At 65.0% G+C, this 21,136-nt stretch carries 16 protein-coding genes; 8 read left to right on the forward strand and 8 right to left on the reverse strand.

Annotated elements, in window-relative coordinates:
- Positions 1-52 precede the first annotated feature (52 nt).
- Together ESB00_RS06385 and ESB00_RS06390 are read left to right on the forward strand one after the other, a co-directional pair.
- Entirely contained in the window at positions 53-1,549 is a 1,497-nt protein-coding gene (locus tag ESB00_RS06385; RefSeq protein ID WP_129046880.1) for a NapC/NirT family cytochrome c, read from the forward strand.
- A gap of 267 nt (positions 1,550-1,816) precedes the next feature.
- Entirely contained in the window at positions 1,817-4,006 is a 2,190-nt protein-coding gene (locus ESB00_RS06390) for a cytochrome b/b6 domain-containing protein (protein ID WP_129046881.1), read from the forward strand.
- A gap of 81 nt (positions 4,007-4,087) precedes the next feature.
- On the opposite strand, the gene ESB00_RS06395 is transcribed toward ESB00_RS06390, so the two are convergent.
- Positions 4,088-4,387: a type II toxin-antitoxin system RelE/ParE family toxin gene (locus tag ESB00_RS06395; RefSeq protein WP_129046882.1), complete on the reverse strand. Its 300-nt coding sequence runs from the start codon at positions 4,385-4,387 to the stop codon at positions 4,088-4,090.
- Complete coding sequence (locus ESB00_RS06400; protein WP_129046883.1) at positions 4,384-4,599, reverse strand: hypothetical protein; 216 nt, start codon at positions 4,597-4,599, stop codon at positions 4,384-4,386. The genes ESB00_RS06395 and ESB00_RS06400 overlap by 4 nt, the downstream gene beginning before the upstream one ends.
- A 248-nt stretch (positions 4,600-4,847) precedes the next feature.
- On the opposite strand from ESB00_RS06400, the gene ESB00_RS06405 reads away from it, so the two are divergent.
- Both ESB00_RS06405 and ESB00_RS06410 read left to right on the forward strand, forming a co-directional pair.
- The gene (locus ESB00_RS06405) at positions 4,848-7,019 is read left to right on the forward strand and encodes a cytochrome b/b6 domain-containing protein (RefSeq protein WP_129046884.1); all 2,172 of its coding nucleotides are present in this window, start codon (positions 4,848-4,850) and stop codon (positions 7,017-7,019) included.
- Positions 7,020-7,345: 326 nt separating this feature from the next.
- Positions 7,346-8,266: a ThuA domain-containing protein gene (locus tag ESB00_RS06410; RefSeq protein ID WP_129046885.1), complete on the forward strand. Its 921-nt coding sequence runs from the start codon at positions 7,346-7,348 to the stop codon at positions 8,264-8,266.
- 269 nt (positions 8,267-8,535) lie between these two features.
- Here ESB00_RS06410 and ESB00_RS06415 read toward each other — a convergent pair whose 3' ends face one another.
- The 3 genes from ESB00_RS06415 to ESB00_RS06425 all read right to left on the reverse strand — a co-directional run bounded on the left by ESB00_RS06415 (position 8,536) and on the right by ESB00_RS06425 (position 12,483).
- Positions 8,536-10,452 carry a cytochrome c biogenesis protein gene (locus ESB00_RS06415; protein ID WP_129046886.1) on the reverse strand — a complete coding sequence of 639 codons (1,917 nt, stop codon included), beginning with the start codon at positions 10,450-10,452 and terminating at the stop codon, positions 8,536-8,538.
- Positions 10,453-10,648: 196 nt separating this feature from the next.
- The gene (locus ESB00_RS06420) at positions 10,649-11,824 is read right to left on the reverse strand and encodes a cytochrome c biogenesis ResB family protein (RefSeq protein WP_129046887.1); all 1,176 of its coding nucleotides are present in this window, start codon (positions 11,822-11,824) and stop codon (positions 10,649-10,651) included.
- A gap of 2 nt (positions 11,825-11,826) precedes the next feature.
- Positions 11,827-12,483, reverse strand: a complete 657-nt coding sequence (locus tag ESB00_RS06425) for a hypothetical protein (RefSeq protein ID WP_129046888.1) — start codon at positions 12,481-12,483, stop codon at positions 11,827-11,829.
- Between the two features lie 127 nt (positions 12,484-12,610).
- Between ESB00_RS06425 and pxpB the strand changes: the two genes are divergently transcribed.
- From pxpB to ESB00_RS06440, 3 genes are read left to right on the forward strand one after another with little or no spacing between them, the layout of a single operon-like run.
- Positions 12,611-13,321 carry a 5-oxoprolinase subunit PxpB gene (pxpB, locus tag ESB00_RS06430; protein ID WP_129046889.1) on the forward strand — a complete coding sequence of 237 codons (711 nt, stop codon included), beginning with the start codon at positions 12,611-12,613 and terminating at the stop codon, positions 13,319-13,321.
- The gene (locus ESB00_RS06435; RefSeq protein ID WP_129046890.1) at positions 13,318-14,310 is read left to right on the forward strand and encodes a 5-oxoprolinase subunit C family protein; all 993 of its coding nucleotides are present in this window, start codon (positions 13,318-13,320) and stop codon (positions 14,308-14,310) included. Before pxpB ends, ESB00_RS06435 begins: the two co-directional genes overlap by 4 nt.
- 6 nt (positions 14,311-14,316) lie before the next feature.
- Positions 14,317-15,066 (forward strand): 5-oxoprolinase subunit PxpA, encoded by a 750-nt coding sequence (locus ESB00_RS06440; protein ID WP_129046891.1) that lies wholly within the window; start codon positions 14,317-14,319, stop codon positions 15,064-15,066.
- On the opposite strand, the gene ESB00_RS06445 is transcribed toward ESB00_RS06440, so the two are convergent.
- The 3 genes from ESB00_RS06445 to ychF form a co-directional block, all read right to left on the reverse strand.
- Positions 15,047-17,365, reverse strand: a complete 2,319-nt coding sequence (locus tag ESB00_RS06445) for a beta strand repeat-containing protein (protein WP_129046892.1) — start codon at positions 17,363-17,365, stop codon at positions 15,047-15,049. The genes ESB00_RS06440 and ESB00_RS06445 overlap by 20 nt on opposite strands.
- A gap of 112 nt (positions 17,366-17,477) precedes the next feature.
- A complete protein-coding gene (locus ESB00_RS06450) occupies positions 17,478-19,391 on the reverse strand; it encodes an autotransporter-associated beta strand repeat-containing protein (RefSeq protein ID WP_164976073.1) in 1,914 nt (637 codons plus the stop codon).
- A 244-nt stretch (positions 19,392-19,635) separates the two neighbouring features.
- Positions 19,636-20,739, reverse strand: coding sequence for a redox-regulated ATPase YchF (gene ychF / locus ESB00_RS06455; RefSeq protein WP_129046894.1), 1,104 nt, complete (start codon positions 20,737-20,739; stop codon positions 19,636-19,638).
- A 128-nt stretch (positions 20,740-20,867) separates the two neighbouring features.
- Between ychF and rpsP the strand changes: the two genes are divergently transcribed.
- Positions 20,868-21,125, forward strand: a complete 258-nt coding sequence (rpsP, locus tag ESB00_RS06460) for a 30S ribosomal protein S16 (protein WP_129046895.1) — start codon at positions 20,868-20,870, stop codon at positions 21,123-21,125.
- Positions 21,126-21,136: the final 11 nt, after the last annotated feature.

Below are 21,136 nucleotides of genomic sequence, written 5' to 3' on the forward strand. Positions count from 1 at the left end.
CTCGCGCTGACCAAGATATCAGGACGAATCACCTCCACCACCATTCCACGCCATGAGTGACGAATCCCCGTCCGAATCCGTCGCGCCCCTGCGGCCGCGCTCGCATTTCAACAACTGGATCAGCGCCCTGGGCGCGGTCCTCGCCATCGGTGCGCTGTTCTCGTTCGCGCTGCTCACCTGGATGGACCTGACCGGTTCCAACCAGAATCCCTATCTCGGCATCTTCAGCTACATCGTCGCCCCCGGCTTCCTGATCGCCGGCATCGCGATGGCCTTCTTCGGGGCCTGGGCGCAGCGCCGCTGGATGCTCAAGCACACGACCCAGCCCGACAAGTGGCGGCTCGACTTCAACAACCGGGCGCAGCGGCGACTGCTCATCCTGTTTGGCTGCGGCGGCGTGGTGTTTCTGCTCCTCAGCGCCTTCGGCAGCTACCAGTCCTACCACTACGCCGAGTCCAACCAGTTCTGCGGCCAGGTCTGTCACACGGCGATGAATCCCGAATACCAGACCTACCAGCGCGGCGCGCACGCCCGCGTGGACTGCGTCGAGTGCCACGTCGGCTCCGGCGCGCAGGCCTTCATCGAGGCCAAGCTCAACGGCACGCGCCAGCTCATCGGCTTCACCCTCGACAACTACCAGCGACCGATCCCCACGCCCGTGCACAACCTCCGCCCGGCGCGCGAGACCTGCGAGAAGTGCCACTGGCCCGAGAAATTCCACGGCAACGTCGAGATGGTCTTCGATCACTACCTGTCCAACCGGAAGAACGACAGCCACACCGTGCGCATGCTCATGCACGTGAACTCCGGGCGTCCCGGCAGTCCGCTCGGCGGCATCCACTGGCACGTCAGCCCGGACAGCTCGGTCGAGTATTACGCCGCCGACGAAAAGCGACAGGACATCGTGTGGATGCGCGTGACCGACAAGAAGGACGGCACCGTGAAGATTTTCCGCAACGAGACCTTCAAGGGCGAGCCGCCCGCCGGCACGGTCCGCACGATGGACTGCATGGACTGCCACAACCGCCCCGCCCACGTCTTCCCGACCGCCAACGAGTCGGTCGAGCACGCCATGGCGCTCGGCACGATCAGCGGCAAGCTGCCCAACGTGAAGCGGACCGTGGTCCAGGCCCTCCTGCAGGAGGACATCGCCACCAGCGCCGAGGCGCCCGGCAAGATCGCCGAGTTCCTCCGGGCCAAATACAAGGACCACGCCGACCTTCCGGCCACCATCGCGGCCACCCAGGAAATCTACGCGAAGACCATCTTCCCCGAGCGCAAGGCCGACTGGCGCGTCTATCCCAACAACATCGGCCACAAGGACTGGCTTGGCTGCTTCCGCTGCCACGACGACAAGCACAAGACCGAGAAGGGCGAGACCGTCCGCGCCAGCGACTGCAACTCCTGCCACACCATCCTCGCGCAGGGCAAGGGCGAGCAGCTCGCCAGCATCAGCGCCTCCGGCCTGGAGTTCGAGCACCCCAGCGGCCCCTACGATGAGGAGCTGACCTGCGCCGACTGCCACAACGGCGGCATCCAGGGGAAGTAATCGGTTTACAGGTGGAACCCGCGCTCCGCGCGGGTTTCCGCACCAGGCCGCGACGGAGCGCGGGCTCCACCTCCACCCTGAATGGCCTGTAGGGTCGGCGCTTGCGCCGACCTAACGCGCGAAGTCGCCGCAAGCAGCGACCCTACACAGACAGGCGCAGCTCGGAGATTCAGGCCTACATCGTCGCCTCCCGCACAATCTACGCTCCGCCCCCGCCAACGCCTGCGGAGCGCGCAGCTGGCCTTGGTGCGATGATGCAGTCGGACGATGAAACTCCTGCGTGCACCCCGTTGGGTGATCGCTGGCCTGCTGGTCATCCTGACTGCGGCCCGCGCGGCGGAGCCGTCCGGTTACAGGAAGCCCGCCGGTCCGCCGGTTGTGCCGAACAGCGAGTGCATGGACTGCCACGAGGCCGAGTTCAAATCGCGGAAGAAGGGTCAACCCAAGGAGTGGATCGGCATCAAACCGGAGCCCTATGCGCACTCGGCGCACAAGGACCTGGCGTGCATCGAGTGCCACACGGCGATCACCGAGCCCGAGCACCCGTCAAAGCTGCCAGCGGTGGACTGCGCTGCCTGCCACCAGGACACCGCGGCCAAGCACGCCTTCCACCCGCGACTGGCCGAGGCGCCCGTGCCGGCGGGCGACGACACGGCCTGCGCGCAGTGCCACGACCCTCACGAGATGCTGCCGGTCAAGGATGCCGCCTTTGCCTTCCGCCGCGAAAGCCAGACCCAAGCCTGCGGTCGCTGCCACGAAAAGGCCCGCGACGGCTACCTCGCTTCGGCGCATGCGCTGCGCAGCAGCACCACGCTTTCCGTCGAGCCCGACTGCCTCTCCTGCCACCGTGAACGCGTGGCCAGCGTTGGCCCCGGCTGCCTGCCGGTGGAGCTGAAGCTGGCCCAGGTGCAGCAATGTGAATCCTGCCACGTGAGGAAAGAGGAGGTCGTGCAGCGCACGCTCCTCGGCGCGAAGTTTGTCGCCGGTTTCAACCACTCCGTGCACGGCTCGGCCCTGCTGGCGGGCAAGGAGAACTCCGCCTCCTGTGTGGACTGCCACGGGGCGCATGCGATGAACAAGGCCGCGGTCGGCACCGCGTCGGTCAACCGGCTGCACCTCACCGACACCTGTGCGCGCTGCCACGAGAAGGAGGCCGACGGCTACCGGCAGAGCGTGCACGCCGTCGCGCTGGGGCAGGGCAACCTTGATTCCGCGGGTTGCACGGACTGCCACGGCGAGCACGACATCAAGCCGCACACCGATCCCTCCTCGCCGGTGCACAAGACCAACCTCGCGCAGCAGGTTTGCGCCGAGTGCCACGCTTCGGTGCGGCTCACGCGTCGCTACGGGCTCGCCAGCGACACCTTCAAGACCTTCAGCGACAGCTACCACGGCCTCGCCGTGCGGGGTGGGGCGGTGAGTGTGGTAAACTGCGCGAGCTGCCACGGCAGCCATGTGATCAAGTCGCAGGACGACCCGAGCTCCAGCGTCCACAAGGCCAACCTCATGCAGACCTGCGGCGAGTGTCATCCGGGGGCGGGGGAGCGTTTCACCATCGGCGCGGTCCACTCCAGCGACGAGCAGAAGGCCGATTCGCCGATCCTCTACTGGATCGCGACGTTCTATCTCATTCTGATCACCGTGACCATCGGCGGCATGCTGGTGCACAACGGGCTGGATTTCCTGAAGAAGATCCGGCGAAAGCTGGCCATTCAGAAGGGCGAGATCGAAGAGCCACACGTCGCGCACCGGCTCTACCTGCGCATGACGGCGCACGAGCGGTGGCAGCACGGGGCGCTCGTCGTGAGCTTCGTCGTGCTGGTCATCACCGGCTTCATGCTGCGTTTCCCCGAGGCGTGGTGGGTGGTGGCGCTGCGCGGCGTCAGTGACCGGGCCTTCGAATGGCGGAGCCTGATCCACCGCGTGGCGGGCGTCGTCATGCTCGTGGCCGGCGCCTGGCACATCGGCTACCTCGCCTTCGCTCCGGCCGGGCGGAAGCTCTTCCTCGACTTGCTCCCGCGCTGGCGCGATGTGCTCGATCCATGGCGCGTGCTGAAATACAACCTCGGCCTCGCGCCGACCAAGCCGGCCTTCGGACGCTTCAGCTACATCGAGAAGGTCGAATACTGGGCGATGGTCTGGGGCACGCTGCTCATGGGCGTGACCGGCGCCCTCCTCTGGTTCGACAACACCTCGATCAACCTCTTCTCGAAGCTCGGCTTCGACGTCTCGCGCACGATCCACTACTACGAGGCCATCCTCGCCACGCTCGCGATCATCTTCTGGCATTTCTACTTCGTGATCTTCAACCCCGACGTCTATCCGATGAACCTCGCCTGGCTCACCGGCCGGATGTCCGAAGCCGAGATGCTGGAGGAGCATCCGTTGCAGTTGGAAGAGATGAAGCAGGCGCAGAAGCGGGCAGCCAAGCCGCCACCCGGACCGCCCACGCAGTAGCCCTGAATCTTTGAACCACAAAGGCACCAAGATTCGGAGATATCCCTCTCTTTGTGTCTTTGTGGTGAAAGTATCTGTGAACTACACGTATCGACCAAGCCAGTGGAGTGGGTGACGTTTGCTGTGGCTGATGGACAGGATTTCCAGTTCTTCGCCGGCCAGTTTTTCCCAGTAGTAGAAGGCGTAGGGAAAGCGGCGGATGAGTCCGCGCCGCACGCCGTCCTCGATGATCCGCCAGCGATACGGAAAGTCCCGGAGATCGGCGACCGCCTCATCCACGGCCAGGATAAAGTCTGCGCCCAAGCCTGGACGTTTGGTTTCGTAGTAAAGGGCGGCTTCGGCGAATTCCCGATCCGCCTCCGGGTGCAGGACGATTCTCATTCACGGGCCCGGTCAAGCGCGGCCCGAGCGGAGGCGAGTGCCTCGGCATAGGGACGGCTGACCACTTGGCCCGTGGCTGATTGGTGCTTGCGTTGCAGGGCGACCTGCAGGGCCGGATCCTCGCGCTCGGCCTTCAGCATGAAGGCGGAAACCTCGGCCAAGCCCTCCGGGGGCAGACCCTTGATCTCGGCGATGATCTCGGCGGCTTTCACGCGGCTAACATCGCCTGATCCGGCCGGAAAATCAACCCCGGTTTCAATCGCCGGGGCCGATACCCTTGTGATCTTGCATCGGTTTGTGTAGGGCAGGAGCGGCTTTATGCCGCGATAGAATCAGGCATCGCGGGGTAAGCCCGCTCGCACTGTTTAGCAGGTGCGTGGCTGATGCCCGCAATTAACGCCTACGGGCGTGCAAGGACTGCGGAGCGGGTGTGCAGGGTTTGCGGTAGGCTGGAAATTGCATGGGCAAGGTATCGTCATCGCTCACCCGCGTCGTCCTGTTGTTGGCCGGCGTTTGGGGACTTGCGTCATCCGCATTGAGTGCCGCCGAGGAAGCGGTGCTGAAGCCAGCGGAGATGGCCGCGCCGACCGTTGTGCCGAACAGCGAGTGCCTGGACTGCCACGAGGCGGAGTTCAAACCGCGCAAGAAGGGCCAGCCCAAGGAATGGATCGGTGTGCGCCCGGAACTGTTCACGAAGTCCGTCCACGGGAAGCTAAACTGCGTGGACTGTCACAACACGATCACCGAGCCCGAGCACCCTTCGAAGCTGCCACCGGCGCAGTGCGCGAGTTGCCACGACAAGGCGGTCAACCAGTTCGCCAAGAGCATTCACGGCATGAGCCACGAGATGGGCTCGTCCGACGCCGCATCCTGCGCGAGCTGTCACGGCACGCACTACTTGGTGCCGGTGAAACAGGCCGATTCGCCCGTCTTCAAGTTCAACCTGGCGAAGACCTGCGGCACCTGCCACGACGACGACAAGATCACCAAGGACTACCGCATGGGCCAGACGAAGGCCGCGGGCCACTACCTCGACAGCATTCACGGCCGCGCGCTCACGCAGATGGGCCTGATCGTCGCCCCGAGCTGCAACGACTGCCACGGCGTCCACGACATCAAGCGCAGCGTGGACAAGGAATCGCACACCCACCACGCCAACATCGCGAAGTCCTGCGGCGCCTGCCACCTCGGCATCGAGGAAACCTACAACGCCAGCGTGCACGGGCAGCTGCTGCGCAAGGGCGACGGCAAGGGGCCGGTCTGCACCGACTGCCACAGCGCGCACGACATCGAGAAACCCACGAACGCGCACTTCAAGGCCAACAGCGACCAGAGCTGCGGCAAGTGCCACGAGGACCGGCTCGAGCACTACCGCGAAACCTATCACGGCAAGGCCATGGCCCTCGGCCAGCCGAACGTGGCGTCGGATGTGGCTGCGTGCTATGACTGCCACGGCCATCACGACGTGTTCCCGGTGAGCGACGAGCGCTCGCGGTTGTCGAAGGACAAGATCCTCGCCACCTGCCAGCAGTGCCACCCGGGCGTCGGGCCGAAGTTCACCCAATACCAGCCGCACGCCAACCCGCTCGACGAGGTCAACTACCCGATCCTGAACAAGGTGTTCTGGTTCATGACCTCGCTGCTGATCGGCGTGTTCGGCTTCTTCGGCCTGCACACGGCCTTCTGGCTCTTCCGGTCGATCTACCTCTACCTGCACGACACGAAATCGTTCCGCGCCGCGGTGGTGCAGACCCACACCGACGACGAGAACTACACCCGCTTCACGCCGTTCGAGCGCTTCCTGCACCTGATGATGGTGACCAGTTTCCTCGCGCTGGTGATCACCGGCATGCCGCTGAAGTTCTACTACACCGACTGGGCGAAGCTGATGTTCCGCCTGCTGGGCAATGCCGAAGTGGCACGCACGCTGCACCACTACGCGGCAGTCGTCACCTTTGCCTATTTCTTCCTGCATCTCGCGGCGTTGGTGCGCGGCTTCTGGCGCAACCGCGGCGGCCTGAAGGATCCGGTCACGGGCAAGTTCACCTTCAAGCGGCTCTTGGACCTCATCTTCCATCCCGACTCCATGGTGCCGTCGCCGCAGGACTGGCGCGACTTTATCGCTCACCAGAAATGGTTCTTCGGCAAGGGACCGCGCCCGCAGTTCGACCGCTGGACCTACTGGGAGCGCTTCGACTACTTCGCCGTGTTTTGGGGCGTGGCGATCATCGGCTTCTCGGGCCTGATCATGTGGTTCCCGGGCTTCTTCACGCAGTTCCTCCCCGGCTGGGTGATCAACATCGCGCTCGTGGTGCACTCCGACGAAGCGCTGCTCGCGGCCGGCTTCATCTTCTCATTCCACTTCTTCAACACGCATTTCCGCATCGAGAAGTTCCCGATGGACACGGTGATCTTCTCGGGCCGGATCTCGAAGACCGAGATGCTGCACGAGCGGAAGCGCTGGTATGACCGCTTGGTCGCCGCCGGCAAACTTCAGGTCTATCGCGTGAAGTCCGACGACTGGGAAGGCCGCAAGAACATCGCCAAGGCCTGGGGCTTCATCTTCTTCGGCACCGGCCTCGTGCTGCTGGCGCTAATCGTGTATGCGATGGTCTCGCGGCTGGGGCATTGATTGGTCAGGTCGGTGCCGGAAGGGAATGGTGTGGCTGGGCGGACTGGATTCTTCGCTGCGCTCAGAATGACACGCTGTTTGTCATCCTGAACGGAGTGAAGGATCCAAGATGATGTCCGCTGGCGGTTATGCTGCTGGATCCTTCGCACGGCTCAGGATGACGGTAGGGACGTCTTTGGGAGGACCCACCCAATCAGGCTTCGTCTTGGTCGTGAGTCTCAGAATTCAGTGCGATTTTCGATTTCCTAACCAGCAGCTTGCGCCCCCTCGTTCGAGGGGTGGATTGTCGGTTGCGTTGCGGGGGTGAGCGACTTCATTCAACGAACATGAAACTCCGCTACCCCCGGTCATTGGTTATTCTGTCATTGCTGGCGTGTGCCGTGTCGGCTTCGGCCGCCCCGCTGCGCGTGCTCTATTTCACGAAGTCCTCGGGCTACGAGCACAGCGTGATCAAGCAGGACAACGGCAACCCGAGCTACTCGGAGAAAATCCTCACGAAGCTCGGCGAGCGTGAGGACATCGTGTTCACGACCAGCAAGGACGGGTCCAAGTTCTCCCCGGAATACCTGGCGCAGTTCGACGTGCTGCTGTTCTACACGAGCGGCGACCTGACCAGCACGGGCAACGACCGTCATCCCGGCATCACGACCGCCGGCCTGAGCGCGCTCTTTGACTTCGTGGCCAACGGCGGCGGCTTCGTCGGCCTCCACGCGTGCAGCGACACCTTCCACACGATGGAGCGTGGCGGCGGCAACAACCCGCGCCGGCTCCAGCGCTACCGCAACTACGGCGCGGCGGCCGATCCCTTCGTGAAGATGCTCGGCGGCGAATTCATCCGCCACGGCCCGCAACAGGTGGCAATCGCCACGATCACGGACCGGAAGTTCCCCGGCTTCGACGGCTTCGGCGACGAGCTTAAGGTGAACGAGGAGTGGTATACGCTGAAGGACTTCATGCCCGATTTGCGCGTGCTGCTGGTGATGCAGACGGCCGGGATGGAGGGTGGCGATTATGCGCGTCCGCCGTATCCGCTGGCCTGGGCCCGGCCGCACGGCAAGGGCCGCGTGGCCTACAATGCCATGGGCCACCGGGAGGACGTGTGGGACAGCGCGTATTTCCAGTCCATGCTCGCCGGCATGCTCAAGTGGGCCGGCAATCGCGCCGAAGCCGACGTGACGCCGAACCTGGAGAAGGTCGCACCGCAGCACGCGACGATCCAGGCGCCGCCGGCGGAAGTGAAGCAGTGATCTGTTCTGGAGGGCCTAGCTCACGCTGGGCCACGGCACATCGGGAGATGTGCCCTCCACCAAGGGGACCAAGCCGGCCCGCAGAGACGCGGGCCCTTCGATAACTTGGAGGGTTGATTTGCTGACCAACCGCGGCCGGTGCTGAGACCGGCCCTCCATTTGATTTGTAGGGTCGTCGCTTGCGACGACCTCGTCCGCGCTCTCGGCCTGCGCTATTTTCGTGCATGAGATCGGCCCAAGGTCCGACCCTTGTTGCTACAGAGGGGAGGTCAGGCGACCGCGTTGCGGAAACTCCGCCACTTCTCCTGCGGGATGACGGCCAGGGCGATGATGAGCACCTGGCTGGCGACGAAGGCGATGAGCCAATAGAAGGCGGCGTCCATGAAGCCGTAGCTGTGGAGGCCGACGCCGAGCATGTTGGTGCCGAACCAGCTCCAGCTCGTGACGATGTTGCCGAAGATGGCCAGGCCCATGAGGCCGCGCTGCTTCACGAGGCCGCCCCAGCGGGCGTGGAGAATGACGGCGTTCCAGATCACGATGAGCAGGGCGCCGTTTTCCTTCGGGTCCCAGCCCCAGAAGCGGCCCCAGCTCTGGTCGGCCCAGATGCCGCCGAGCACGGTGCCCACGAGGCTGAAGAGCGTGGCGAAGCACACGATGCCATAGACCATGCGGGTGAGGGCGTCGGCCGTGGCCTTGTCGAGCGTTTTGGTGAACAGGCCGCGGAGGATGTAGATCGCGGCAAGGAAGCCGGCGAGGAAGGTGGCCGAGTAGCCAATGGTGATGATGATGACGTGCGTCGCCAACCAGAAGTTGGAGTCGAGCACGGCGCGCATCATTTCCATCGTGTCACCGCTGAAAGAAAGGTGGTGGGCGATGAGCAGGGTGGCAAAGCCGATGAGGCCGCCGGCCACGCTGCCGATGGCGTTCTTGAACACCCACTCCAGGATGAGGCAGAGGAACACGGCGCCCCAGCCGACGAAGAGGGCGGAGGAGTAGAGGTTGGTGACCGGTGGGCGGCCCTCCAGCCACATGCGGGCGAAGATGCCGGCGCTCGTCGCGACAAAAGCGAGGCTGAGCAGCCACATGGCGCCGCGGCCAAGTTCCTGCGGCCACTTGAGCCAAGAGATGATCGCGAGCAAGAAGGCCCAGACGTAGAGCGTCATGCTGCTGTAGAACGGGCCCGCGGCGTTGAAGCGCGACTCGATGTCGCTCTTGCGCATGGCCTCGGGGTAGCGCGGGGTGATCTCGTCGTGCAGCGTGCCGACGATCCGGTTGAAGGTGGCGGTGTCGCCCTTGCGCCAGGCCTCGCCGAGTCGGGCGTAGTTCATGACGGTCGGGTCGATCTTCCCGGTGCCGAAGGATTCGAGCAGCTTGGTGCCGGTCAGCTCCCAGTGGGTCGGATCGGAGTCTCCGGCGGCGGGCGGCACGAGGCGCAGGTGGCCGAGCTGCTCCATGTAGGCGAAGCGGTCGGCCATCTCCTTCATGACCTTGAGGGCGTTTTCGTCGTGGGCCTCGTTCTTCTGGCGGGCGAGCACGGCCGCGACGCCGGCGGGCAGGGCGCGCTCGAAGAGTTCAAGCTCTGTCAGGAAACTCGTGGACTCCGGCATCTGCACGGCGAGGCGCAGCTGGAGGTAGAGGATGACGCGGTTGCGGACGGTGATGACCTGTTTCTGGAACGGCGTGCGGAGCTGGGCCTCGACCGGTTCGGCGAGTCGGCCCTGGCGGTCGAGCTCGGGGAGTTTAGCCTTGAGCTGGTTGTAGGAGAAACGGGACTTCGACGACGGCAGGAAGCCGAGGACGGCGAAGGTCTTCTTGACCGTGCTGTCGTAGTCGATGCGAGTGTCCTTCTCCTCGAGGCCGAGCAGGGTGAGCACCTCGGGGGACTCGATCTTGATGGTGGGCAGGTCGTCGGCCTTGGTCGGGTTGAAGAACACGGTGGCCAGCCACTCGGCCGGAGAATCGACGAGGGTGCCGGTCTCGGGCGAGCTGACGCGCTGGCGCCCCTGCAGGGTGAGGAGGGAGGTGCGGGCGACGGTGTCGAGGGGCTTGATGCGGCCGTTGACGAGCACGGGCACCTCGCCGAAGCCGGCGAGGTCGAACTGCGTGGTGTTCTTCTCCGGCCGCAGCGTGGACAGCAGGTAGGCGGCACCGAGCAGGAGGATGACGAGAGGGAGAAAACGTTTCATGGGGGAGAATTTTAAGCGGGGAGGGAGTGCCCACGGAACACACGGAATACACGGAAATGGGCCAAAGGGACCGAAGCTGTCTTCCAGAGTGAAGCGAAGGATCCAGCCGCACGCGTGAACTTGGATTCTTCGCTACGCTCAGAATGACACGCGGGAATGAGTTGAACCGTGTTCATCCGGGTAGTCTCTGGGTGGTTCAGGCGTTTGCCGCGGGAGCAGCGGCCTTCCGCTTGCGGATGAAGTTGAGGAGGCTAAGGCAGAACTGCCAGGTGAGGCCGATGCCCATCAGGATGCAGGCGATGTAGGGGAAGAGCCAGCCGGGGTTGTTGACGACCTGGAAGGCGGACATCTTGCCGGCGGCGTTCATCTGGTATTGGTAGAAGGTCTGGCCGCCGTGGCGTAGCGGGTTGTTCATGAAGATGACGACCTCGCGGTCCTCACCGGCGGTCGGGTCCTTGAGCTGCACGCGGCTGGCGAAGTTCTTGGGGATCTCCGTGCCCGGGTATTTCTCATGGGTCACCTGGTGCAGCGTGATGGAGAACGGCATATAGTGGCGCTTGAGTCGCATGACGACCTCCCAGGTGCGACCCTCGAAGTTGAAGGTCTGCGGCATGCCGACAGCGGGTGACACGGCCCAGGTGCCGAGCGAGCCGGAAGGGCCGGTGATCTCGACAAAGGCGGCGGGCAGGTTGTTCTCATCGGGCTTGTAGGTGAGGGGCAGGGGGATGACCTGCACGCGGGTGCCGATGCCTTGGGTGGCCACGGGCAGACCGGGGCGGGCGGCGGGATCGCCCATCTGGAGCGTGGCGTTGGCGAAGTAGGCTTTCACCGTAACCTGGAAGGGCAGCTTCGGGTGCTGGAGCGACTTCTGGTCGGCCAGCACGGCCTCCGGGATGGCGACGACCTCGTCGTATTCCGGATTGCTGCGGTCAATGATCGCCAGCTCGTGCTCGCGGAAGCTCTCGGCGTAGGACTTGGTCTGACCTTCCTCCAGGCGCATGGAGCTGTCCTGTTGCATGATGCCGGTGATCAGTTCGCCGACGAGCAGGAGGATGAGGCCGCCGTGGGCGAGCTGGATGCCGAGCTTCCGCCAGGTGAAGGCGAAGCGGTAAATATGCGCGGCGACGAGGTTGATGAGGAGCAGGCCGCCAATGAAGTAGCCGCCGGGAAAAACAGGTATCGGTATGTCGGTGCCCGGCGGCCGCCAGAGCACGAAGAAGCTGCGGAAGTATTTTTCCTGCACGGCCCAGATGCCGAGGTTCACCTGGTCCAGCGTCGCCACGAAGACGAGCAGCAGGGACAGGATGAGCAGCACCACCGTGAGCTGGAGCGAGACGAAGAAGTCGCGGAATTGGCGGAGGAGGGGGTGCATGCTCAGGGGGTCTTGACGGTGTGCAGAAAATCGATGAACGCCTGCTTTTCGCCGGCGACCAGGGCGTCGGGCCCCATCAGTTTGAAGAACCAACTGTTGCCGTTGTAGCTGGTAATGGCGCCGAGCATCCGGGTGCCGGAAGGACCGACAAGGTCCACGACGTCAAAATGCATGCCGCCCTGGCCGTCCAGGTGCTGGATGGAGGCGTCGAGCTCGGCCGGAGCTGCATTGGGCAAGCCGACCTGGCCGCGCCAGCGGTTGAGATTGGCGTGCAGTCCGCCGGTGTCGCCCGGGAAGGCGGTGATGGCGAAGTCGGCCTCAGCCCCGTCGCGCTTCACGGCGAAGCTGCCTTTGCGCATCGAGGAGCCGGCCTTGGCCGTCCAGGAGGAGGGGGCGGTCCATTTGAGATCGGAGCCGCCGGCGGTGGGCACCGCGGTGTTGGCCATGGTGGCCATGTCGCCGGCGGGAGCCGGGGCGGTGCCGCCGGAATTGCCGGCCACGGGCGGGTGGCCGTCGGGCAGGGCTCCGGTCGCAGCGGGTGGGACGACGGCCGGCGCCGGGTCCTTGGGCGCCCGGTAAGCGGTGATCTGTCGGTCCTTGCAGGCGGTGAAAAGCAGCGGGGCGAGCAGGAGTGCGCAAGCGAGGGGGCGTGGGGACATGGCCTCATTTAGCATAAGATTCCGCGTTGAACAGCAACCCTAACCGGAAATTATGAGCGCGACGGCCAGGGCCGATTAGCAGAGAAATTTTGACTGCGAAGCCGCTCTCCCTGTTCATCTTGGACGCATGCAAATCACACCGCTTGGAGACAGCGCACTCACGCTGACGTTGGGAGACTCGATCAACGAGTCCACCCATCGCCAGGTGCAGGCGGCATGGCGGTCTCTTAGTGCCGAGCCCCTGCCCGGCGTGAGCGAGGTGACGCCCGCCTACACGACGGTCACGGTGTTTTTCGACACTGCCCGCGTGGTCGCGGCCGGTGCGCCGGAGGACGAGGTCGTCGAGTGGCTGACGGCCCGGGTCCGCGAGCGGCTGAAGAATCCGCCGAAGAGCGCGAAGGCGGGCAAGCCGCGCACCGTCGAGATTCCGGTGTGCTACGGTGGCGAATACGGGCCCGACCTCGGGCGCGTGGCGGCGCAGGCGCGGCTGTTCCCGGAGGAGGTCGTGAAGCGGCACAGTGCGGCGAAGTATCTCGTGCATCTCATCGGTTTCGCGCCGGGGTTTCCGTATCTCGGCGGCTTGCCGAAGGAACTCATCACGCCGCGCCACGCGAAGCCGCGCATGGCCGTGCCTCCCGGCACGGTGGCGATCGGTGGCGAACAGACCGGCATTTACCCGCAGGTCACGCCGGGCGGCTGGAATCTCATCGGTTGCACGTCCTTGAAACTGTTCCGGCCCGACCTGAATCCGCCGGTGCTGCTGCAGGCGGGCGACGAGGTGCGCTTCAAGGCGATCACGCCGGAGGAATTCAAGCGGCTGGAGGAGGAGGCGCGATGATCCGTGTGCTCAAACCCGGTCTGCTCACGACGGTCCAGGATCTCGGCCGGCCCGGCTACCAGCAATACGGCGTGGTCGTGGGCGGGGCGCTCGACGCCTTTGCCGCGCGCGTGGCGAACCTGATCGTCGGCAACGACGACAACGCTGCGCTCCTCGAAATGGCGCAGACCGGACCCGATTTGCAGTTCGAGCGGGCGGCGCTCGTCGCGTGGAACGGAGGAGACTTCGAGGCCACGATCGGGGGGCGTCCGCTGTTGCGCGACCGCGCGGTGCGGGTCGAGCCGGGAGAGACGTTGAGCTTCGGCGTGGCACGGCGCGGTCTGCGGGCGTGGCTGGCGGTGGCCGGCGGACTTGATGTGCCGCTGGTGATGGGCAGCCGCTCGACCTACCGCCGCGCCGGACTGGGCGGTCACAACAACGGCCGTCCGCTGGCGGCCGGCGACCGGCTGCAGGCGTTCGCGCCCGGCGAGTGGGCGACAACGGTGCTGGCCTCGCTCGGGCAGCGAGAGGCGCGGGCGACCGTGTGGACGGTGCGCCCGGAGACCCTCGGTCCGCAGGCTCCGGCCGGCACGGTGCGCGCCGTGATTGGACCTGAGTGGGACTGGTTCAACAACGATGCGCAGAAAGCTCTTTTTGCCTCCGAGTGGGAAGCCACGCGCGAAGCCGACCGCATGGGCGTGCGGCTGCACGGGCCGGAGCTGGCCCTGCACAAGCCGCGCGAGATGATTTCCTCGGCCGTGAACACCGGCATCGTGCAGGTGCCGCCTTCGGGTCAGCCCATCGTGCTTTTGCCCAGCCGCCAGTCGGTGGGCGGTTACCCGCGCATCGCCGCCGTGGCTTCGGTGGACGTGGGCCGCTTCACCCAATTGCGGCCCGGCGAGAAGGTGCGCTTCGAGCGCATGCCGCTGGCGGTGGCCTTCAAGCTCCAGCTGCAGCGCGAACGCGACCTCGGCCGCGTACGCATGGGTCTGGCGCGGCTGACCGGCTGAGGCGCGATGCGGCGCGTGGATCTCAACTGTGATCTGGGCGAGGGCGGCGCGCACGATGCCGCGCTGATGCCGCTGATCACGTCGGCCAACATCGCGTGCGGCGGGCACGCGGGTGACGAGACCACCATGCGGGCAACGATTGCGCTGGCCTTGAAGCACGGCGTGGCCATCGGTGCGCACCCGGGTTTTGCGGATCGCGAAAACTTTGGCCGCAGGGAACTGGACGTGACGCCGCCGCAGGTCGCCGAACTGGTCCTGAAGCAGGTACGGAGATTCCAGGAAATTGCGGCTGGTTGCGGAGCGCAGATGCATCATGTGAAACTGCACGGCGCGCTCTACAACATGGTGTCGCGGGACCGGCAGCTCGCCGAAGCCGTTGTGCAGGCTCTCCGGGTTGCCGCGGATAATCCGATTCTCTATGCGCTGGCTGGAAGCGAACTCGAACGTGTTGCGCACGCCCGTCCCGATTTTATCGTGAAGAGCGAGGTCTTCTCCGACCGCACCTACCAGCCCGACGGCTCGCTGACGCCGCGCTCGCGTGCGAATGCGCTGATTCACGATGAGGCGGTGGCGGTCGCCCAGGTGCTCCAGATGGTGCGTGAAGGCCAGGTGACGGCGAAGGACGGCAGCCGGGTGCCGATCCGGGCCGACACGATTTGCCTGCACGGCGACGGCGCGCATCCGGTGGCGTTTGCGCAGCGTTTGCGCCGTGAGCTGGCCGCGGTCGGGGTCGAAATCAGTTGCGTTGGCGGCTGAGGCGGCGGCGGCGCCAGGCGAGCAGACCGCCGGTGGCGGTCAGCAGAAGTGCACCATAGGTGGACGGCTCGGGCACGGGGGTGATCTGGTGGAAGCCGGTGCCGGGATTGTCCTCGTAGCTCAGCCACTTGGTGTCGTTGGCGTCGAAACCGGTGAAGGTCACCTGGTTCATCGGATTCACGCCGGTCGCGTCGAAACTCGCCCCGGTCCAGAACTGGGTGAAGAAATAGTCCGAGGCGTCGGTCCAGTTTTGCACGGTAAGGGTGACACCGCCGCTGATGCTGAAGTTCGTGACGTTCAGCGCGGAGACGCCGGCGAAGTCGATGATGCTATCGGCGGTGATGTTGAGCGTGCCGAGGGTCAGTGCGAGGTCGCTGAGGCGCAGGGTGCCGCCGGCCAGGTTGAAGGTGCCGTCGAAATCGAAGTCCGTCGTGTTGTCGAGGGTGAGGATGCCGGTGCCCTGCTTGGTGAAGGTGCCGTCGCCGGAGAGAACGCCCGAGAACGTGGTGGAAGCGTTGCCGACGGTGGTGAGCGAGCCGCTGCCCTCGAGCAGCACGGTGCCGGCCCCGGCGAGCGAGGCGACGGCGTCGCTGAAACCATTGAGATCGAAGGTAGCGCCGCTGGCGACGGTAAGGGCGGAAGAGTTGGAAATGGCGTCGGAAGCGCCGAGCAGGAGGGTGCCGGTGTTGACGGTCGTGGCGCCGGTGTAGGTGTTGGAGCCCGCGAGCGTGAGAGTGCCGGCTCCGTTCTTGATAAGGCCGCCGGTCGTGGTGGTGATGGCGCCCCCGATCGTGGTGTCGCCGTCGCCCGTCACCGTGAGCGTGCGGGTGTTGCCGGAGATACCGCCGGCGAGGTTGAGAGTGCCGGCGGCGGAGCCGATCGTGGTGTTGGCGTTGAGGGTGATGTTGCCGGCCAGGGAATTTGCGCCCGCCGCATTCAGCAGCGCGCCCGTGCCACCGATGCCCGTGCCGCTGAGCGTGAGCGCCTCCGCGCCGACCGCGATGCCACCTTCGAGTTGCAGGGCGGCTCCGGAGGCCACGGTGGTGCCGGAGGCCGTGGTGCCGAGGGCGGAGGAGTGTTGGATGTTCAGTACGCCGCCAGAGACGGTGGTGAGCCCGGTGTAGGAATTGGCCCCCGAGAGGGTGAGGGTGCCGGCCGCCTGCTTGGTAAGCGTGCCGGAGCCGGTGGCGATGTCGCCCGAAATGAGCGTGTTGCCCGCGCCGTTGACCGTGAGGTTGCGGTTGGCGCCCGTGATGGTGGCGCTCACGGTGAGATCGGGGTCCGCGGCGGTGCTGTTGTTGACCGTGAACGTGCGGTTGGCGGAGCCGAGATTGAGGTTTCCGCTGATGGTGGCGCCGTCGGGGTTGTTGGTGGCGGTGTAGGTGACATTCCCGCCGAGGGTGAGAGTACCTGCACCGGTGGAGACGGTGGCGCTCGTGCCGGCGGCACCTCCGCCCAGATTGAGCGCCCCGATCGTATCGTTGAAGCCGTTCAGGTCGAGGGTGCCGGCGAAGACGGTGAAGGTGTTGTTGGACAGATTGTTGGAAGCCCCGGTGCGGAGGGTGCCGCCGCTCGCGCCGCCGGAGCTGCCGACGGTGGTGGTGCCGGTGTAGGTGTTGGCGCCGCTGAGCGTGAGGGTGCCGGAGCCGGTCTTGATGATGTTGCCGGCGCCCGTGCCACCGTTGCCGATGGCGCCGCTGACGAGCGTGTCACCGGTTCCGCCGAAAGTGAGGGTGCGGCCGGTGTTGTTGTTGGAGAGGCTGACCGCACCGGAGAAGGTGACGCTGCCGGTGGCGTTGTTGGTCAGGGTGCGGTTGCCGCCGCTGTTGGTGAGGGTGCCGTTGAAGAGGAAGGCCGAGGCGCCGGTCAGCGTGAGGGTGTTGTTAAGGGTGACGGCGGCGAAGCTCAGGTCGCCGTTGTCGGCATCCCAGGTCTGGGCGCCCCCGACCACCACCGTGTTGCTGAAAGTCTGGGTGAGGCCGGATTGGTTCAGAATGCCGCTGTCCGCGATGCCGTTCAGCGTGAGCGCGGACCCGGTGAAAATCTCCGCGTCGGCGCCGACATCGAAGAACAGGCGGCCTGCCGTGGCGGCGGCGGTCAGGTTGGGGTCGCGGGCCGTGTTGCTGTTGAACGTGGCGGTGGCCGCGCCGCCGGGCACGCCCCCGCTCCAATTGCTGGCGTTGGACCAGGTGGTGGAGACGCCGCCGGTCCAGACCTGCGCTGTCGTGGTCAGGCCGAAGCTCACGACGCTGAGGAAGAGCAAGGAGCGCCGCCACGCCCGGTGAAATTCACCGGACAAGACGCAGCCTGGAGAAAATTGTCGGCCCATTGCGTGCATGTCCCCTTGTAAGGGAACTATACCCGGGCCGAGGCAGCCAGACAAGGACGCAATCGGAGGCGACCGGAGGCCTTCAGCACTTGCGTTGCAGGCGGCGACGCAAGGCGGTGACCGCCGCCAGGCCGCCGATCAGCAGGGCGCCATAAGTGGACGGCTCCGGCACCGGGGTGATCTGCCGGTCGTAGCTTTGCCATTTCGTGTCGTTGCCGCTGAAGCCGGAGAAAACGACCTGGTTCATGGGTGCAGTGCCAGAAACGCTGAAGGAGGCGCCGGTCCAGTTTTGGGCGTAAAAGAAATCGGTGGCATCGGTCCAGTTTTGGATCGTGAGGGTGACGCCGTCGGCGATGGTGAGGTTGGTGAAATCCAGGATCGAGGCGGCGCCGCCGAAATCGATGATGGAGTTGGCGCTCACCAAAAGGGTGTCGGCTGAGAGTGTCAGGCTGCTCAGGGTGAGCGTGCCGCCGGCCAGCTGGAAGGTGCCGTCGAAGTTGATATCGTCCGTCAGGGTGAGGTTGCCGGAGCCGAGTTTGGCAAACGTGCCGCTGCCGGTGAGGTCGCCGCCGAAGGTGGAGGAGCCGGAGTTAACACCCACGCCGAGGTAGCCGCTGGTGGAGAGGTCGATCAGGCCCGTGCCGGCGAGCGTGTTGATGTTTTCGGTGAAATTGTTCAGCTGCAGCACGCCGTCGGAGTTGAGGGTGATGAGGCCGGCGTAGTCGGCGATCTGGTTGGAAGCGTCGAGACGCAGTACCGCGGAGCCGGCGGCACCGGAGTTGTCGCCGATGTTCACCGTGCCGCCGCCAATGGCGTTGGTACCTGCGGTCTTCGCGAGGGCGACGGTGCCGTCGTTGACCGCGAGGGTGCCGGAGAAGGAATTGTCCGCCGTGCCTCCGAGAGTCAGGGAGCCGGTGCCGGTTTTGGTGATGCCACCGCTGTCGTTGATCTGGCCCAACAGGTTGGTGTTACCCGCGCCGGTCACGGTCAGGGTGTTGCTGCCCAAGCCGAGCTGTCCCGTGGCGGTCAGCGACCCGGCGGTCGAATTGAGAGTGGCGTTGCCGTCGAGGCCGAGGGCGGCGTTGAGGGTGTTGTCGCCGGAAATGTTTCGGACGGCCCCGTTGCCGGCCACGCCGGTGCCTTCGATCGAAAACTGGCCTTCCGTCACCGTGATGTTGTTGGTCAGGGCCAGCGTGGCGCCCGAGGCGACGGTGTTGCCCCAGTTGCTGGCGCCCAAAGCGGAGTTGCTCGCCAGGGTCAGGGTGCCGGCGCTCACCGTGGTGGGGGCGGTGAAGGTGTTGGTGCCGCTGAGCACCAACTCGCCCGAACCCGCCTTGGTGATGCCGCTATACCACGGTTCGGTGATGTTGCCCGAGAAGGTCGTCGTTGCCGTGTTGTTGACGGTGATGGTGCGGGTGCCGCCACCGAGGTTGATATTCCCCGTCAGGGTGAGGGCGGAGGCGCCTCCGATGACAAAATCTCCGCCGACGCTGACACTGTTGGCAACGGTGCGGCTACCACCCGTGGCGGACAGGGTGCCGCCGTTGATTGTCAAGGCACCGCTGCCCAATGCGCTGTTGTTACCGACGGAGAGGGTGCCGGCAGAAAGGGTGGTGCCGCCAGAGAAGGTGTTGGCACCGGAGAGGACCAGTTCGCCCGTGCCGCTTTTGGTGAGGGAGCGTGTGCCGCCGCTGTTTGCCACCGTTGAAGTGATGACAAGGCTGCCCGTGCCATTGATGTTCATGGCGGCGTCTCCACCCAGGGCGAGCGTGGTGAACGCGAGCGTCTGCGTGCCGCTGCTGCCGGCGGTCCGGGTGATGTCGCCGGAGGTTAGGGTAAGTGTGCGTGAGCCGCTGCCATTGAGCAGGCTGAAATTATCGTTAACGCTGTTAAAGGTCAGGCTGTTGGCCACCCGGTTGCCCCCGAGTGAAATGTTGCTCACCGTGGCGTTGTCGTCGGTCGCATTGAACTGGACGTTGGAAGCGGCCGTGGGCACGGCGTTGGTACTCCAGTTTGCGCCAGTGCCCCACTGATTGTTACCATTCCCGTTGTCCCACACGACTTGGGCCTGAAGCGTCGCAGCGAGCAAGCAGACCGCAGCCGCTACTACCCGGTTGAGTAGTCTGCCGGATGAGCGGAATGGGATGAGCGGAACTGCCATGATTACTGAGTGAAACTAGGTAAAACACCCTAATTTGCAACCCACTAACCATGGAACGTCACAATCCCCCTCCAGTTAATCAGTTATTGAATCGAAACAGCGCCACATCCCCGTCCCGGAAGACGTATTCTTTGCCTTCCAAGCGGTATTTGCCGGCGTCGCGGGCGGCAGCCACCGAGCCAAGGCGGGTCAGGTCCTCGTAGCTGACAATCTCGGCCTTGATGAAACCCTTCTCGAAATCCGTGTGGATGACGCCGGCGGCCTGCGGGGCCTTCCAGCCTTTCTTGATGGTCCAGGCTCGGACTTCCTTCTCGCCCGCGGTGAAGTAGGTTTGCAGGCCGAGCAGCGAATATGCACCGCGGATGAGAGAAGACACGCCGGAGTCGTCCACGCCGAGATCCTTGAGGAACGCCTTGGCTTCCTCGGGCGGGAGGTCGATGAGTTCGGCCTCGATCTTGGCGCTGATCGGCACGTAGGCGGCGTCGTGGTGCGTGCGGACGAATTCGGCGACCTTCTGGACGAATTTGTTTTGCTCGGCGGTGGCGAGGTCGGACTCGGCGACATTGCAGGCGAAGAGCACGGGCTTGGCCGTGAGCAGCTGGAAGAGTTTCATCAGGGCCTTCTCGTCGTCGGAGGCCGGGAGCGTGTTGGCGGTCTTGCCGGCGTTGAGGTGGGGTTCGAGTTTCTGCAGGAGCGCGAGTTCGATAATGGCCTCTTTGTCGCCAGCTTTCGCGCTTTTCTGAGTCTTGGGCATGCGCTTGGCGACGGCGTCAAGGTCGGCGAGCACGAGCTCGGTGGTGATGACCTCGATGTCGCGCACAGGGTCCACGCCGCCCATGGTGTGAACGACGTCGCTGTCTTCGAAGCAGCGCACGACCTGCACGATAGCGTCCACCTCGCGGATATTGGCGAGGAACTGGTTGCCGAGACCCTCGCCCTTGCTGGCGCCGGCCACGAGGCCGGCGATGTCCACGAACTCGATCGCGGCGGGCACCACGACGCTGGTCTTGGCGATGTCCTTCAGCACATAGGCGCGGTCATCGGGCACGATCACGACCCCGACGTTCGGGTCGATGGTGCAGAACGGATAGTTGGCGGCCTCGGCCTTGCGGGAGCGGGTGAGGGCGTTGAAGAGGGTGGATTTGCCCACATTGGGCAGACCGACGATACCGGCTTTGAGCATAAAATTGGGTGCGTTAAGGGTCGGATGCAGCGGTGGCACTGGGGGCTTGACAAGGGCAAAGTTGTTCCGTCCATTCTGCCCCTTTTCCAACTTAGAACCGCTTCCCGTTTCGTAAACAGACACATCCAATGGCCCTTAAAATCCGCCTCTCCCGCTTCGGCACCAAGAACGAGCCCCACTATCGCGTGGTCGTCGCCGAGGCCCGTTCCCGCCGCGATGGCGACGCCGTCGAGCAGCTCGGCGCCTACAACCCGCGCGCCAAGGGCAACCAGCTGACCATCAAGCTCGACCGCGTGGACTACTGGCTTTCCAAGGGTGCGAAGCCCAGCGACACGCTCCACGCGCTGATCAAGCGTGCCAAGCGCTCCGCAGCCGCCAAGGCCTGAGCATCCCGCCA

It is taken from the genome of Oleiharenicola lentus, assembly GCF_004118375.1.
Taxonomy (GTDB): Bacteria; Verrucomicrobiota; Verrucomicrobiia; order Opitutales; family Opitutaceae; genus Lacunisphaera; species Lacunisphaera lenta.

Bases quoted from the DNA above. Each gene is read 5' to 3' on its own strand.
- ESB00_RS06395 (WP_129046882.1), bottom strand. From the start codon at position 4,387: ATGAGAATCGTCCTGCACCCGGAGGCGGATCGGGAATTCGCCGAAGCC.
- pxpB (WP_129046889.1), top strand. From the start codon at position 12,611: ATGCAAATCACACCGCTTGGAGACAGCGCACTCACGCTGACGTTGGGA.
- ESB00_RS06435 (WP_129046890.1), top strand. From the start codon at position 13,318: ATGATCCGTGTGCTCAAACCCGGTCTGCTCACGACGGTCCAGGATCTC.
- ESB00_RS06410 (WP_129046885.1), top strand. From the start codon at position 7,346: ATGAAACTCCGCTACCCCCGGTCATTGGTTATTCTGTCATTGCTGGCG.
- rpsP (WP_129046895.1), top strand. From the start codon at position 20,868: ATGGCCCTTAAAATCCGCCTCTCCCGCTTCGGCACCAAGAACGAGCCC.
- ychF (WP_129046894.1), bottom strand. From the start codon at position 20,739: ATGCTCAAAGCCGGTATCGTCGGTCTGCCCAATGTGGGCAAATCCACC.
- ESB00_RS06415 (WP_129046886.1), bottom strand. From the start codon at position 10,452: ATGAAACGTTTTCTCCCTCTCGTCATCCTCCTGCTCGGTGCCGCCTAC.
- ESB00_RS06420 (WP_129046887.1), bottom strand. From the start codon at position 11,824: ATGCACCCCCTCCTCCGCCAATTCCGCGACTTCTTCGTCTCGCTCCAG.
- ESB00_RS06405 (WP_129046884.1), top strand. From the start codon at position 4,848: ATGGGCAAGGTATCGTCATCGCTCACCCGCGTCGTCCTGTTGTTGGCC.
- ESB00_RS06425 (WP_129046888.1), bottom strand. From the start codon at position 12,483: ATGTCCCCACGCCCCCTCGCTTGCGCACTCCTGCTCGCCCCGCTGCTT.
- ESB00_RS06440 (WP_129046891.1), top strand. From the start codon at position 14,317: ATGCGGCGCGTGGATCTCAACTGTGATCTGGGCGAGGGCGGCGCGCAC.
- ESB00_RS06390 (WP_129046881.1), top strand. From the start codon at position 1,817: ATGAAACTCCTGCGTGCACCCCGTTGGGTGATCGCTGGCCTGCTGGTC.
- ESB00_RS06385 (WP_129046880.1), top strand. From the start codon at position 53: ATGAGTGACGAATCCCCGTCCGAATCCGTCGCGCCCCTGCGGCCGCGC.